Origin of the sequence: Chryseobacterium barbadense (assembly GCF_042849955.1) — a bacterium.
GTDB lineage: Bacteria > Bacteroidota > Bacteroidia > Flavobacteriales > Weeksellaceae > Chryseobacterium.
Genome location: NZ_BAAFHL010000028.1, coordinates 20,926 through 36,624, shown reverse-complemented (window position 1 = coordinate 36,624; position 15,699 = coordinate 20,926). Strand labels below are relative to the sequence as shown.

Genomic DNA, 15,699 nt, shown 5'->3' with positions numbered 1-15,699 from the left:
GCTTCGCTTGCCGCAACCCAATTTTAAGGATAACAAAAAAAGACAGGCTTAAAACCTGTCTCAAAAAATATATCGTGTTATTTTTTACTCTACGCTTATTACTTTTTCAATTTCCGGAGCGTGTTGCTTAATGGTATTTTCAACACCCAGTTTCAGGGTCGAAAAATTCAGTGAGCACCCGGAACAGTTTCCTAACAGCTTTACAAAAACCTGATTATCCTTCACATCGATAAGCTCGATATCTCCACCATCCTTATTCAGGAACGGCCGGATGCTATCCAGAGCTTCCATTACTCTTGTTACTGTATCTTCGTGTGTTATGTTTGTTTCCATATTTTTTTCTGTTCAATTCGGTTTTTTCAAATCTTATTGAATGATTTTACTTTTTAGCTTTCGGCGAACATCCCGCCATTGTTGTAATTTTTACCGCTTCTGTAGGAGGAAGATTTTTATTTCTTTCCACCAGGCTTTCTACCATTTTTCTAGCCGTCTCCGTATAGATATCTGCAATTTTAGAATTTTCCTGCAAAGCGGCCGGTCTTCCTACGTCTCCAGCTTCTCTGATGCTTTGGATCAACGGAATCTCTCCCAGTACAGGAATTCCAAGATCTTCAGCCAAATATTGCGCTCCCTGGTTTCCAAAGATATAATATTTATTGTCCGGTAATTCTTCCGGTGTAAAGTACGCCATATTTTCGATTAATCCAAGAACCGGAATGTTAATACTTTCCATCTGGAACATCGCGATTCCTTTTCTAACGTCTGCCAGGGCTACATGTTGAGGTGTACTTACGATCACCGCACCCGTTACGGGAACTTCCTGAATGATGGATAAATGAATATCACCTGTTCCCGGAGGAAGATCGATCAACAAGAAATCCAATTCACCCCATGCTGCATCCCTGATCATCTGGTTCAATGCTTTTGAAGCCATCGGGCCTCTCCATACCACCGCTTGGTTGGCTCCAGAAAAATAACCTATGGAAAGCATTTTTACTCCATAATTTTCAATCGGCTTCATCAGGTTCTTTCCGCCCACTTCTACTGAAATCGGTTTCTGGCCTTCCGTATCAAACATGGTAGGAACAGACGGGCCGTAAATATCCGCATCCAATAATCCTACTTTGAAGCCCATTTTCGCTAAAGTAACTGCCATATTTGCAGATACCGTAGATTTTCCTACCCCTCCTTTTCCGGAAGCAATGGCAATAATATTTTGAATTCCCGGGATTTGTTTTCCTTTGATCTGGCTTTGCTGAATTTCGCTTGGTTCCGGAGAAGCAATTTTAAGCTTCAACTGAACATGCTCTCCGAACTCACTGGCAAAAGCCTGCTTCATCGCCGCTTCCAGTTTTTTCTTTTCGTGCATTGCCGGTGAATGTGCCGTCATATCAATATACACATCATCACCCATGATCTGAAGATTATTCACTAAATCATCAACTTCTATCTCTTTAAGGAAATTCTGAACCTTTTCTTTCGTCAACATAAACTAAAATAAATGTCTACAAATTTACGGATTTTTTCGACAATTTAGAATCAATAAAATCTATAACCTCAGGTGATAAATCGCATCACTATAATTTCTTATATTTATTTCCATGTCATTACTTTAACTTATTAAAAACCTACAACATGAACTCCACCGCTTATCTATCTAAATATGCTTCTCCCCAAGGAATTTTTACCGTCGGAAATACCAGGTTCAAATGGTATCACCTGGCAAAAGATCCTGAAAATATCATGCAATCTGATATCGACAAGGCCAAAACCTGCATAGAAAAGGCTTCAGAAAATTTTCAGGATATTGATGACCTGGGATTTGTCATCATGCACCGCTGTGAAGAAAATTACCTGCTATTGGTCTGCACATGGAGAAGTGAGAATGAATTGTGGGAAAGTGTCTATTTTGATGGCTCAGGAAATTTTGAAGTCTGGGACAGAAATAAAGTTCATCTTCCTACATATTGTGTCTGGGAAATGGGAATCGTTTATCACGAATCAAGGGCATGGAAAACATTTTTAGGAACCGCAAGAGCGGAAAATAACAAGCTGGATTATTTACAGGATTTCTTTGAAGGAGAAGTCTGATCCTAAAGGTTGTGATATAAAAAGGCTTCCTTTCTGACCCGTTATTTGCTTATATTCGCTGTCATAAAATTATTACATGAAAAACAAATTAATTTTAGTTTCTTTATTCATTACCCAAATCTTTTATTCTCAAAACTATTCTCAGTACGTTAACCCATTTATTGGAACCGGCGGCCACGGTCACACTTTTCCCGGAGCTATCGTTCCTTTCGGAATGGTTCAATTGTCCCCGGACACAAGAATTGACGGAAGCTGGGACGGATGCAGCGGTTATCATTATTCAGATTCGGTTATTTATGGTTTTTCTCACACCCACCTGAACGGAACGGGTGTTTCAGATTACGGCGATATTATGCTGATGCCTACAATGGGAAATCCAAGCCTGAATAACAAAGAATATTCTTCCAAATTTTCGCATAAAAATGAAAAGGCTTCGGCAGGATTTTATTCCGTGAAATTAGATAAAAACAATATTGATGTTCGTTTGACTACAACTACAAGAGTGGGTTATCACGAGTATATTTTCAACAATGCAGGAAATGCAAATATCATCCTGGATCTAAACCACAGGGATAAATTACTGGAAGGTGAAGTAAGGATCATTGATGATAAAACCATTGAGGTGTTCAGAAGAAGCGAAGCTTGGGCAACCAACCAATATATCTATGCAAGAATTGAGTTTTCCAAACCGATGAAAATTTCAAAAAAGAACGTGAACGGAAAGCAGGAAAACAATTTTTATACAGGAACTCAATTAGCATTGGCTTTTTCCACTTCCGTCAAAAAAGGGGAAAAGATCAATGTAAAAGTAGCCATTTCGCCTACTACCTATGAAGGCGCCGCTAAAAATATGTTTGCTGAAGGTAAATCTAATGACTTTGAGTCTATAAAAGCACAGGCTGCGAACGCATGGGATAAAGAACTTTCAAAAATTGAGGTAAAGTCTGATGATAAAGATAAATTAACGGTTTTCTACACCGCACTGTATCACGTTTTCACGCAACCGAACATCAATATGGATGTCGATGGAAAATACAGAGGCAGAGATAACAAGCTCTATACGGCTAATAATTTCGGATACTATTCCGTATTCTCGCTTTGGGATACATTCAGGGCAGCGCATCCTCTGATGACGCTGATCGACAGAAAAAGAACGACAGATTTTATCAATACGTTCATCAGGCAATATGAACAGGGCGGAAAGCTTCCGGTTTGGGAGCTGGCTTCTAATGAAACCGAATGTATGATCGGGTATCACTCCGTTTCCGTCATTGCCGATGCGATGGCCAAAGGAATTACCGGCTTTGATTATGAAAAGGCATTCGAAGCCGCCAAAAATTCTGCCATGCTGGATATTTTCGGACTCAACGCCTATAAACAGAACAATTACATCAGCATTGATGATGAGCATGAAAGTGTTTCCAAAACAGTGGAATATGCATATGATGACTGGTGTATCGCTCAGATGGCTAAAATTTTAGGCAAAAAAGAAGATTACCAGTATTTTATGAAACGTTCTCAAAGCTGGAAAAATCTTTATAATCCGCAAAACGGCTTTATGCAGCCAAGAAAGAACGGAAACTGGTATGAACCTTTCGAGCCGAGAGAAGTGAATAACAATTATACAGAAGGGAATTCCTGGCATTATTCTTATTCTGTGCAACAGGATATTCCAGGTTTAATTGCCGCTCACGGAGGAAAAGAGAAATTTGAGCAGTTCATTGATGCCATTTTTTCAGCTCCGGAAAAAACAACAGGAAGAGAACAGGCTGATATTACCGGATTAATGGGACAATACGCCCAGGGAAATGAACCTAGCCATCACATTGCTTATCTGTACAATTTTGTAGACAAACCTCAGAAAACGGAAGAGAAAATCAAATATATTCTTGATCATTTCTATAAAAACACTCCGGACGGACTGATTGGAAATGAAGATTGCGGACAGATGAGCGCATGGTATATCCTAAGCTCCATGGGAATTTATTCTGTTACTCCCGGAAAGCCGGAATGGGAAACCATAACGCCGTATTTTGATGAAATAAAACTTCATCTGGAAGACGGAACCACAAGAGTTATTACTAAAAACACAAGCAAGGCAGAGCTTAAAAAGCTGGGCTTTGAAAATATAAAACCTGCCAAAGATTTCAAATATCCTGAACTGACTGCCTCTCCGGTTATTGCAGCAGATAGATTATTCGATTTCTCTACGAAAGTTGAGATCACTCCTCTGAATCCGGGCGATAAAATCTATTATATGACCTTAGATGAAGGTGATGTGAATGTAAGAAAGACTTTCAAAGTCTATAAAGAACCTTTCAATATTTATAAGACCACTCAGGTTTCCGCTTACGCTGAAAGAAAAGGCGAAAAAAGTTCTGTGACCACCGCCAGCTTCAACAGAAGGCCGAACCACTGGGATATCACTGTACATTCTAATGTTAACCCACAATATACCGCAGGAGGCAAATTAGCACTTATTGATGGTATTAATGGTAGTGTAAATTGGAGAAAAGGAGAATGGCAGGGATACCAGGGGCAAAACTTTGAAGCGATCATCGATATGCAGTCGCCTCAGGAAATCACCCAATTATCTTCTACCTATCTTCAGGACAGCAGAGCCTGGATCTTAATGCCTAAGAAAGTGGAATATTATGCATCTATGAATGGTAAAGATTATGTTCTCCTGAAAACTATTGATAATACCATAGACCCAAAAGATGAAAAAGTTCAAATCAAAAATTTCTCTACTGAGATCCTTCCTACTGAAGCAAGGTTCTTAAAAGTTAAAGCCTATTTCTTTGGAAAACTTCCGGAATGGCACCAAGGTGCAGGTGGAGATTCTTATATCTTCATTGATGAAATTTCTTTGAAATAGCTGTAATATATTTATATAAAAAAACCTCCGATAGCTCGGAGGTTTTATTTTGTTAAGATGCTTCGGCTTCGCTCAGCATGACATTTCTAATTTAATCTTTCAGACCAGTTTAAGCCGTCAGGAAGCTCCAAATCAGAAAACTCAATGTGAATGACCCGCCTTTTCTTTCCATTGGTTGTTCTGTTTGAACCGTGAAGAATAAGAGGTTTCATTATCATCACTCCTCCTCTTTCTACCTTACAGATTTCTTCGGTCTCTATACTCCGGTCAATAGTCTCCGGCCTATAAATACCTTTAGAATGGGATTTTGGAATAACTTTTAATGCTCCATTCTTTTCATCGGTATCATCTAAATGAATTCTTATTGTGTAAATATTTTCCAGTATAGACAAAGGAGGTTGAACAGCAAACTGATTTTGCTTGGTCGTCCATGGACCAAAACCTTTAAGCTCTACCTTTTTGTCGACAGAGATGGTCAAATCCTGGTGATAAGCAACATACCAATTCGATTTTTCAGGTTTATCGAAATAGATACTTTTTACAGCCAAATATTTTTCTCCGAAAATTTCATGAATAATGGCTTTCATGTTATTATTAAATACCAGATCACTGATCTCCGGAATTTCTTTTAAAAACTGCCTTATTGCAAATAAGTCCTCAGACTGTCTGAAATTTTCATTGGAAGCATCAATATTCTTTAAAATCTCATCTATCTTTTCAAGTTCATTATCTGAAAAGATAGTATTGATTATTGTAAATCCGTTTTCGAGAATATGATTTTTATGAACCTGTAAATTCATAAATTACATTTTTCCGCCATGATCTTCAAGCTCTCCTTCCCATTTGGAAACAGCTGAAGTGGCTAATGCATTTCCTAGCACATTGGTCATACTTCTTCCCATATCACAGAAGTGGTCGATCGGTAAGATCAAAGCAATCCCTTCCGGCGGAATACCGAACATCGAACAGGTTGCTACAATGATAACCAGTGAAGCTCTTGGAACCCCTGCAATTCCTTTTGACGTTAACATCAGAACCAAAAGCATGGTGATTTGCTGCCCTACGCTCATTTCAATTCCGTAAATCTGTGCAATGAAAATAGAAGCAAACGTCATATACATCATACTTCCGTCCAGATTGAATGAATATCCTAATGGTAAAATAAAAGAAACCACCCTGTTATTACATCCGAACCTTTCCAGCTCTTCCACCAGTTTCGGAAAAACAGCTTCGGAACTTGTTGTAGAAAAAGCAATCAGTAATGGTTCTTTAATTCTTTTCAAGAGTTCGAAAAGACGGTTTCCTAAAATAAGGTAACCCACCAATAATAATACCAGCCAAAGAATACCTAAGGCAAAAAAGAAATCCCTTAAATAAATGGCATACACCTTAAATATTTCAAATCCGTTGGTAGCAACCACTGCCGCAATGGCCCCCAATACTCCAAGCGGGGCAAACCACATGATATATCCTACCATTTTAAGAATACCATGAGCAATAACGTCAAGTAATTTAATAACCGGCTGAGCATACTCATCCCCCAGATTGGCCAGTGCAATCCCGAACATAATGGAAAAGACTACAATCTGCAATACTTCATTGGTCGCAAAAGCTTCAAATACACTTTTAGGAATCACATGTTTTACAAAATCTTCCAGTGAAAAGCCTTTACTGCTCTTCAAAAGCTCTTCGGCAGAAGCAGCATCCTGAATCGGTAATTTGGTTACGTGGCCCGGCTCAAGCCAATTCACAAGGACCAACCCGATAAAAAGGGAAACCAAAGAGGCTGAAATAAACCATAGCATTGCTTTTGTTCCTACTCTGCCTATCATTTTGATATCGCTCATTTTGGCAATTCCCACTACCAATGTGGTAAATACCAAGGGGGCAATAATCATCTGAACCAAACGGATAAAGATGGTTCCCAGGAGTTTTATGTTTTTAGAAAAGGGTTCTGCGCTTTCCGGATATTGTATGTGTACAAATCCTCCGATTCCAACTCCCAGAATAAGAGCAATGATAATTGCTATAAAAAGTTTATTTTGTCCTTTCATATAAATAGTTCAAGTGCCACAAATATAATGTTTTTCATTTGAGGTATAGAATTTCTTCGTTGAGATTAAATTTATGTTACATTTTCGATACATTAAAATTAACAGCCTGATTCTGAAAATATTGAAAAAAAATTAAGAAATATTTATCTAATTTTTATTCATTTGGTATAAATTTTATTATTACATTTGATTGTATTAAACATTAAATAAACATACAACTATGAAAAAAACTATCGCAATGGCTGCATTGGCTGTAGCTGTGTCATTTGGATCGGTTTCTTGTAAAAAGAAAGTTTCTGATGCGGATCTTCAAACTCAGGCTACAACTGTAGTAACATCTAATCCTAATGCTTCTGTTGAGGTAAAAGACGGTGTTGCCCACTTAAGCGGAACTTTTGCAGATCAGGCTTCAAAAGATGCAATGATTGCTCAGTTAAAAGCTATCAATGGTGTAAAAGACGTTATGGATATGTCAACTATCGCTGCTCCGGCTCCGGCTGCTGCACCGGTTGATACTACTTCGGCAGTAGATCCTGCGATTCAGCAAAAAGTTCAGGATGCTGTGAAAGATTTCCCTTCTGTAAAAGTAGAAGTGGTAAATGGAGAATTAACGCTTACAGGAAATGTGTCTCCTCAGCAGGCAAGAAAAATCAAAGAATCTGTTGATGCTTTGAAAGTCGGAAAAGTAAATTATAACTACACTGTAAAATAATTAATTAGAAATGAGCACATTACAAGATAAGTATTCAAGCGTAGTTTCTGCAGCTCAATCTGCAGGGATTTCAAATCTTAATGTTCAGGAGCAGGATGGTATCCTTTATATTTCAGGAAGTGCTTCTAGCACAGCTTCAAAAGATGCAGTATGGAATGCTTTAGGAGCTATTGACTCTACCTATTCAGCTTCTGATATCAACATTGATGTACAGGTTGCAGGTCTTGCTTCGGGAGCCGCTCTTACGGTAGCTACTGAAGATTCTAATCTGAACATCAGACAGGAGCCTTCTACTGAAGCTGCTGTTGTGGGTAAAGCTGCAAAAGGTTCTTCTGTAACATTAATTGAGCAAACTTCTGATGACTGGTGGAAAGTGAAAACTGAAGACGGACAGGAAGGCTATGCGTATTCAAGATATTTGAGAGCGTAAGTTTTAAGAACAACACATAATAATGTAAATGACCGGGATTTCCGGTCATTTTTTATTTCCACACCGTTCAAAAAATATTTTATTGTTAAATTAGCTTCAAATTAAATTTATGAAGCCCCATATACTCATTCTGTCTATTTTCTTTTTCATTGCAGGTTATGCCCAAAACACTCAGCAACAAGACACTTTTGTAAAAGACAACTTCACCAAACAGGAAGTTTATATCACAATGCGTGATGGTGTTAAGCTTTTCACAGCAGTGTACATTCCAAAGGATATTTCCAACAAAAACAAATACCCTTTTCTGATGCAGAGAACCTGCTACAGCATTGCGCCTTACGGTGAAAATGAATATAAAACCAAGCTGGGACCTAATAAATATCTGATGAACGACAAGTATATTTTCGTTTTCCAGGATGTTCGCGGCAGATATATGAGTGAGGGTACATTTACCAATATGACCCCACAGGTAGAACGTAAAGGTAAGACCAGTGTAGACGAAAGTACGGACACTTATGATACCATTGAATGGTTATTAAAAAATATCAAAAACAACAATGGAAAAGTTGGCCAGTACGGGACTTCCTATCCCGGATTTTATACAGCTGCCGGAATTCTGGCGCAACATCCGGCTTTAGTCGCTTCTTCTCCACAAGCTCCTATTTCGGATTTCTGGAATGATGATTTTCTTCATAACGGAAGATTTATGCTCGGATATTTCAGAACTTTTCCTGTTTTCGGAGTACAGAAAACAAAACCGGAAAATAAAGCATGGTACACCGATTCCATGATCAAGGTATCGTCGGAAGACGGCCTGAAATTCTACAGGGATATGGGTACATTAAAAGACGGATATGAAAAATATTATAAGAATAATTTCTTCATGACCGAAATTATGAATCACCCGAATTATGATGAATTCTGGCAGAAAAGAAACCTTTTACCGCACCTGAAAAACGTGAATCATGCGGTAATGACTGTTGGCGGATGGTTTGATGCAGAAGATCTGTCCGGTCCTTTGAATATTTATAAAACCATTGAAAAGACAAGCCCAAAAGCTAAGAATACCATTGTAATGGGACCTTTTTCTCATGGAGCATGGGCGCAGGAACAGGGAAAACATTTCCATAATCAGGTATATTTCGGAGACAGTATTGCGACATATTATCAGAAAAATGTAGAAACGAAATTCTTCAATCATTATCTAAAAGGAAATACCAAACAGGATGCAGGGTTACCGGAAGCCTTGATGTACGATACAGGTGCAAAACAATGGCGCGAATTTGCTACTTACCCGTCAAAAGAAAGCAAGAAAATCAGTTTCTATCTGGCTAAAGGAACGTTGAACAATGCTGCCGGACAAGGTTTTTCAGAATATTATAGTGATCCGAATAATCCGGTATTGAGTTCCGATAATTTGAAAGATTTCAATGGATTCACTCCGAAAAATTATATGTCGGAAGACCAGAGATTTGCCGAAGGAAGACCGGATGTTTTGACCTTCACCACGGATGTTTTAACGGAGGACATTACTTTCGCCGGAGAAATTATGGCTAAATTAAATATTGCTTCCACTTCCACGGATGCTGATTTCGCTGTAAAATTAATTGATGTTTACCCGGAAGATTTTAAACCCGCTCAAAAGAAAGATGGTGTAATCTATGGAAATTACCATCAGATGGTAAGAAGTGAAATTATGCCTGCAAGATTTAGAAATTCGAGAGAAAAAGGCGAAGCTTTGGTTCCTAATCAGAAAACGGCGGTGAACTTCAGACTACAGGATGTGGTTCATACTTTTAAAAAAGGACATAGAATCCAGATTCAAATCAGCTCAACATGGTTCCCGCTATTCGCAATCAATCCGCAAAAATTTATGGATAATCCGAATTTTGCTACGAAGGAGGATTATACGAAGGCATTTATCAGAATATTTAATGACAGTTCGATAGAAGCTGATATTTTGAAATAAGAAATTTAATTCGGGATAAGAGCTTTATACACAATCCGGCGTCACTTCGAGTAAATTTTTGAAAAAAATTGTATCGAGAATGTATGACCAGTTCTCGATACATTTTTCTCCATTTCATTGCGAAAAACACTCGAACTGACGATGATTTCCTCCTTCCGGGTTCAAATAATAATAGAAATGGTGACTTTACATGCAGTCACCATGATTTTTTATATACCTATACCGTTTGGTATTCCATAGGCACTAAAAATTAATCTGGTATACATCCTGAAATACTACCTGACCCATCACAAGTACCTGTTCCATATCCGGATGCGCTAATCCAGTCACAAAAAGCTCCCTCTTCTTTCCCTTTACAATCGTTTATAAAACCTCCTCCCTTAACGGATTTCAATTTTTCTCTTGAAATTTTTTTTAAGTTTTTCATATAATATTTTTTTATGTCTCCTACTCTATAAGCTTTTCGGATACCGCTCCTTCAAATATATTATTTTTTAGTATCACATCACTATGATATAAATTTCAACTCTATAACAAAAGAGGAATACCGGGACATATAATCTTACAATACAAGGAAAAACAAAAACACATTGCGATGCTCAACTAAAAACTATTAATGATAAACTATTGCTAAAAATTACTCTTCAATCGTTCTGAATGTAAGGTTTACTCGTGGAGTTTTCACTTTAGTAGTCGGTGGAAGCCTGTGAAGCCAGTGATCCTGTGTTATTCCTTTCATGACCAATAAACTTCCGTTTTCAAGGAATATTTCCACTTTTTCCTTGGTTTGCTTATGTTTGAATAGAAACTTTCTTTCAGCTCCAAAAGTCAAAGAAGCAATTGCGCCATGCTTTTTCAAATCTTTTTCCCCGTCGCTGTGATAAGCCATTCCTTCACTTCCGTCATGATACAGATTCAAAAGGCAGGAATTGTAGGTTTCTCCTGAAATTTCTTCGCATTTCCGTTTCAATTCCAGCAGTTCGGGAGTCCAGGGTTTTGCATGTTTGGTACGGTTGGAATAGGTGTATTCAAACTTTTCTTCTCCAAACCAGGCTACTTTTCTCTTCGTTAAAATCAGTTTCCCGAAGATCACTGCTTCATCATTTTCCCATGGAATCTGATTGAATAAATAATCATAATAAAAATCCGATTTTTCTTTGGTGAAAACCTTGCCGTAATAATGAACGGTTCCGTCGTGGGGAAGCATGTTGACCGGGAAATCCGAGATATCTTCAAATAAGCTCATCATTTTCTATTACATTTTAAGTTGAAGTAGAAGTTAAGAATAATACGTTTCGGCCGAAGCCATGATTTTTATATTGTTAAACAGAATAAAGCTCGTTCCTATTTCTGATATACCTGTGAGCTTTCCCAGCCCACTATAAGTTTCTTTCTCTCACTTCCCCATCGGTATCCTCCAATATGTCCGGAAGATTGAATCACCCGGTGACAAGGAATCAGAAACGCAACAGGATTACTGCCGATCGCCGTTCCGACAGCTCTTGATGCTCCCGGATTTCCGATTTTACCTGCCAGATTACCATAGGTAGATAATTTTCCTTTAGGGATGGTCAATAAGCTTTCCCAGACTTTAAGCTGGAAATCAGTTCCTTTTAAATGCAGTTTAATGGTATTCAGGCTTGTCCAGTCCTTATTAAAAATGGACAACGCATTTTCCTGGAGCTCATCCCTCTTTTCAAAAAAAGTAGCATTGGGGAATTTTTGTTTCAAATCTCCCAATGCTTTTTCCATATCTTCTTCGAAAGCCATATAACAGATTCCTTTTTCAGTAGAAGCTGCAATTACTTTTCCAAAAGGGCTTTCGGAAAAAGTATAATTAATCCTAAGGCTTTTTCCGCCGTTTTTATATTCTGCCGGAGACATTCCTTCAATTTTCACAAACAGATCGTGCAATCGGCTTGTACTTGACAATCCTGTCTCGTAAGCAGTATCAAATAAACTCGCTTTCTCTTCCTTCAATAAGCTTTTAGCATGCTCAAGACTGATGAACTGCAAAAACTTCTTAGGACTTGTTCCTGCCCAATCTGTGAATATCTTCTGGAAATGAGCCGGACTCAAATGAATTTTCTCCGCCACTTCATCCAAACTTGGCTGAAGCCTGAAATTGCTCTGGATATACTCTATCGCTTTGGCAATTCTGTTATAATCTATCTGACTTTGTGTGGACATTTTCGTTCTATTTTACCTCACAAATTTCCAAAGAATACGCAGCAGAAAAAATCCGATTCTTGCGGAATTTTAGTTGTTGTTATAAATATGATAGTAAGCAAGCATTTTGTAATATAACTTCGCAGCAAGGAATGCACTTGGTTTTGCCATCGGAGAATCCATTAATTCTACAATATCAAATGCTACTACATTACATTTTTCAAATACTTTTCTTAATAGTTCCAAAGTAGGATACCATTGCAATCCTCCCGGCTCTGGAGTTCCCGTTGACGGAGCAATAGAAGGGTCAAAAGCATCAAGGTCAATAGTGATGTACACATTCCCTGAAACTTTTTCCAGCACATCATTCACCCAGTTTTCATTATTGGCAATTTCGTGGGCGAAAAATACTCTTCCTTCCGGTAAATATTCAACTTCTTCTATGTCCATAGAACGGATTCCCACTTGTACTAAGTTATGTTTCTGATTCGCTTCAAAAACTGCACAGGCGTGATTGGAAGTAGATCCGTGGAATTCAGGGCGTAAATCTGTGTGAGCATCCAGCTGAAGAACCGTCAGGTTCTCAAATTTCTCACCCACCGCACGGATAGACCCGATAGAAACAGAATGCTCTCCTCCGAAAAGAGTAAACAATTTACCATCGTTATTCAAAAGTTCTTTGGTTTTTTGGTAAACAGCTTCCGTCATCGCTTCAGGAGTGGAATTTTCAGAAACTTCTCCGGCAAGATATACTCCTTCCAGATAAGGTTCTGTTCCTGTTTCAATATCATAAAGTTCCATATTTTCAGAAGCATTAAGGAATAATTCAGGGCCTTTATCGGCTCCTTTTCCCCATGTGGAAGTTCCGTCGTAAGGAACGGTTACCAACATTACCTTTGAATTTTCTAACGAGGCATTTTCTTCAGGAATTCCTGCGTATGTTTTCATATATAGTTATATTAAAAAATTAAATGATTTAAAGATTAAAAGATTGCCACAAAGATACAAAGAAGTTGGAAGATGAGGGCAAGTTATAAGTGATGAGTTATGAGTTATGTGTATGTTGATTCTGCTTTTTAGAGTTCTAAGTTTTAAATTCAACTTATAATTCATAACTTATAATTCATCACTCAAATGCTTATCTTTGCAAAAATTTTTTCAGTATGTCCTTACAAGCGGTGCTTTTTGATATGGATGGGGTGATTGTAGATACCGAACCTTTGCATAAAAAAGCGTATTATAAAATGTTCAATGAGTTGGAAATTGAAGTTTCGGACGACCTGTATGCTTCTTTCACCGGAGCTTCTACCAAAAGGGTTTGTGAAACACTGATCCGCGAGTACAATCTCAGCCACACCCATGAAGATCTTACCGATATCAAAAGAACTTTTTTTAAAGATTACTTTTATAATGATGACGACTTTGATCTGATTCCGGGAGTCAGAAAGCTGATCGAACATTATTATGAGAATGGGATCAAGCTTATTGTGGCTTCTTCCGCAAGCATGACCACCATTAAAATGGTATTTGAAAAATTCGGGTTGGAGAAGTATTTCAGCGGAAAAATAAGCGGGGCGGATTTGAAAGAATCCAAACCTCATCCTGAAATTTTCCTTCTGGCCGCCAAAATGGCCGATGAACCGAATGAAAACTGCATGGTGATCGAAGATTCCACAAACGGAATTTTAGCAGCCCATAAAGCGAATATTTTCTGTGCTGCTTACAAAAGTGAACATTCAAAGAAACAGGATTATTCTTTAGCCAATATTACTGTTGCAGAATATACTGAACTGGAGTTAGATAAGATTTCCCATTATTTTCAATAAAAAAAGCCATCAAATTGATGGCTTTTTATTTTAATATTGTCATTCTGAAGAAAATGAAGAATCTCTGTTTTTGAGATTGCTTCGTCGCTTCGCTCCTCGCAATGACAAAGGATGTTCTATTTGTAACCCAGAAGTTTCAATACATCTTCAGGTTCTTGCTTTTCACGGAAAATTTCATACTGGAATTCTCCGTTTTCATCTTTCTGGATCAATACGTGTCTCGGCTGAGGCATCAGACAGTGGTGAACTCCTCCATATCCGCCGATCGTTTCCTGATAAGCTCCTGTATGGAAGAAACCGATGTATAAAGGTTTTGTATCACTGAAAACAGGAAGGTAAATGGCATTCGTATGCTGTTCAGAATTATAATAATCATCTGAATCGCAAGTTAATCCACCCAGAAAAACTCTTTCATAGCTGTCTTCCCAACGGTTAAGCGGAAGCATGATGAAGTGTCTCGAAATTGCCCATGTATCCGGAAGAGTGGTCATGAATGAAGAATCGATCATATTCCATTTTTCTCTGTCGTTCTGACGTTTTTGAGAGGTAATTTTGTAAAGGTTCGCACCACTTTCTCCAACCGTAAAGCTTCCGAATTCTGTATAAATATTCGGTTCTTCCACGCCTTCTTCTTCACAGAATTTTTTGATCTGGGACACAATTTCTTCTACCATGTATTGGTAATCGTAGTCGAAGTTTAAAGAGGTTTTAATTGGGAAACCACCTCCGATATTCAGTGAATCTACTTCAGGAGCGATTTTTTTCAAACGTGCATATACACGAAGACATTTATACAGTTCATTCCAATAATACGCTGTGTCTTTGATTCCGGTATTGATGAAGAAATGAAGCATTTTCAATCTTGCATTCGGATGTTCCGCAATTTTCTGACTGTAGTAAGGAATAATATCTTTATATCCGATCCCTAATCTTGAGGTATAGAATTCGAATTTCGGTTCTTCTTCGGAAGCAATTCTGATCCCGATATCGAATGTGGTATCAATACTTTCCGTAAGCTTGTCAAGTTCACGATAATTATCTAAAATCGGAGTGATATTTTCAAAACCGTTATTGATCATCTCTGAAATTTTAGCCAGATAATCATCCGTTTTGAAACCGTTACAGATCACCTCAATATTTTTATCTACTTTTCCGCTGTTATAAAGGGATTTCACGATATCCATATCGTATGCGGAAGAAGTTTCTATGGAAATATCATTTTTAAGAGCCTCTTCAAGGACGAATCTAAAATGACTTGATTTTGTGCAGTAGCAATAGGTATAATTCTTCTTATATTCGATTTTCTCAAAAGCTTCTTTAAACCAGCCTTTCGCTTTTTGAATATTTTGAGAAATTTTCGGCAGGTAGCTAATTTTTAGCGGAGTACCGAACTTTTCAACAACATCCATTAAAGGAATGTCATGAAACAACAAATTGTTCTCAGAAACATTGAACTCTTCCGTTGGAAAATATAATGTCTGATCAATCAGTTCCGAGTATTTTATTTTCATTTTACAGCAAGTGAATTAAGAATGCAAAATTGCTAAAAAAGTTTGATTTTTTAGTTTAA

15 protein-coding genes are annotated in these 15,699 nt (G+C 37.8%); 6 read left to right on the top strand and 9 right to left on the bottom strand.

What is annotated here, in order from left to right:
- Positions 1-84: 84 nt before the first annotated feature.
- A complete protein-coding gene (locus tag ACGHIN_RS11405) occupies positions 85-333 on the bottom strand; it encodes a NifU family protein (RefSeq protein ID WP_121460316.1) in 249 nt (82 codons plus the stop codon).
- Between the two features lie 46 nt (positions 334-379).
- Entirely contained in the window at positions 380-1,489 is a 1,110-nt protein-coding gene (locus ACGHIN_RS11400; protein WP_390453543.1) for an Mrp/NBP35 family ATP-binding protein, read from the bottom strand.
- Positions 1,490-1,635: 146 nt separating this feature from the next.
- Between ACGHIN_RS11400 and ACGHIN_RS11395 the strand changes: the two genes are divergently transcribed.
- Both ACGHIN_RS11395 and ACGHIN_RS11390 read left to right on the top strand, forming a co-directional pair.
- Positions 1,636-2,091, top strand: a complete 456-nt coding sequence (locus ACGHIN_RS11395; RefSeq protein WP_390453540.1) for a hypothetical protein — start codon at positions 1,636-1,638, stop codon at positions 2,089-2,091.
- A gap of 76 nt (positions 2,092-2,167) precedes the next feature.
- Entirely contained in the window at positions 2,168-4,969 is a 2,802-nt protein-coding gene (locus ACGHIN_RS11390; protein ID WP_390453537.1) for a GH92 family glycosyl hydrolase, read from the top strand.
- A gap of 86 nt (positions 4,970-5,055) precedes the next feature.
- Here ACGHIN_RS11390 and ACGHIN_RS11385 read toward each other — a convergent pair whose 3' ends face one another.
- Positions 5,056-5,769 carry a phytanoyl-CoA dioxygenase family protein gene (locus ACGHIN_RS11385; protein WP_390453535.1) on the bottom strand — a complete coding sequence of 238 codons (714 nt, stop codon included), beginning with the start codon at positions 5,767-5,769 and terminating at the stop codon, positions 5,056-5,058.
- A gap of 3 nt (positions 5,770-5,772) precedes the next feature.
- Positions 5,773-7,023: a dicarboxylate/amino acid:cation symporter gene (locus tag ACGHIN_RS11380; protein ID WP_390453532.1), complete on the bottom strand. Its 1,251-nt coding sequence runs from the start codon at positions 7,021-7,023 to the stop codon at positions 5,773-5,775.
- 220 nt (positions 7,024-7,243) lie between these two features.
- Between ACGHIN_RS11380 and ACGHIN_RS11375 the strand changes: the two genes are divergently transcribed.
- From ACGHIN_RS11375 to ACGHIN_RS11365, 3 genes are all read left to right on the top strand, one after another.
- Positions 7,244-7,735: a BON domain-containing protein gene (locus ACGHIN_RS11375; RefSeq protein WP_390453529.1), complete on the top strand. Its 492-nt coding sequence runs from the start codon at positions 7,244-7,246 to the stop codon at positions 7,733-7,735.
- Between the two features lie 10 nt (positions 7,736-7,745).
- Positions 7,746-8,165 carry an SH3 domain-containing protein gene (locus ACGHIN_RS11370; RefSeq protein ID WP_390453527.1) on the top strand — a complete coding sequence of 140 codons (420 nt, stop codon included), beginning with the start codon at positions 7,746-7,748 and terminating at the stop codon, positions 8,163-8,165.
- Positions 8,166-8,274: 109 nt separating this feature from the next.
- Entirely contained in the window at positions 8,275-10,134 is a 1,860-nt protein-coding gene (locus ACGHIN_RS11365; protein ID WP_390453524.1) for a CocE/NonD family hydrolase, read from the top strand.
- A 250-nt stretch (positions 10,135-10,384) separates the two neighbouring features.
- Here the strand turns inward: ACGHIN_RS11365 and ACGHIN_RS11360 are convergent, their stop codons facing one another.
- The 4 genes from ACGHIN_RS11360 to speB form a co-directional block, all read right to left on the bottom strand.
- A complete protein-coding gene (locus ACGHIN_RS11360; protein WP_390453521.1) occupies positions 10,385-10,561 on the bottom strand; it encodes a bacteriocin-like protein in 177 nt (58 codons plus the stop codon).
- 210 nt (positions 10,562-10,771) lie between these two features.
- The gene (locus ACGHIN_RS11355; RefSeq protein ID WP_390453548.1) at positions 10,772-11,380 is read right to left on the bottom strand and encodes an alpha-ketoglutarate-dependent dioxygenase AlkB family protein; all 609 of its coding nucleotides are present in this window, start codon (positions 11,378-11,380) and stop codon (positions 10,772-10,774) included.
- Between the two features lie 98 nt (positions 11,381-11,478).
- A complete protein-coding gene (locus ACGHIN_RS11350; protein WP_390453518.1) occupies positions 11,479-12,324 on the bottom strand; it encodes a bifunctional helix-turn-helix domain-containing protein/methylated-DNA--[protein]-cysteine S-methyltransferase in 846 nt (281 codons plus the stop codon).
- Positions 12,325-12,393: 69 nt separating this feature from the next.
- Positions 12,394-13,251 (bottom strand): agmatinase, encoded by an 858-nt coding sequence (gene speB, locus ACGHIN_RS11345; protein WP_390453515.1) that lies wholly within the window; start codon positions 13,249-13,251, stop codon positions 12,394-12,396.
- 215 nt (positions 13,252-13,466) lie between these two features.
- Between speB and ACGHIN_RS11340 the strand changes: the two genes are divergently transcribed.
- Positions 13,467-14,129 carry an HAD family hydrolase gene (locus tag ACGHIN_RS11340; RefSeq protein WP_390453512.1) on the top strand — a complete coding sequence of 221 codons (663 nt, stop codon included), beginning with the start codon at positions 13,467-13,469 and terminating at the stop codon, positions 14,127-14,129.
- A gap of 116 nt (positions 14,130-14,245) precedes the next feature.
- On the opposite strand, the gene ACGHIN_RS11335 is transcribed toward ACGHIN_RS11340, so the two are convergent.
- Positions 14,246-15,640, bottom strand: coding sequence for a type III PLP-dependent enzyme domain-containing protein (locus tag ACGHIN_RS11335; protein WP_390453509.1), 1,395 nt, complete (start codon positions 15,638-15,640; stop codon positions 14,246-14,248).
- Between the last annotated feature and the right edge of the window lie 59 nt (positions 15,641-15,699).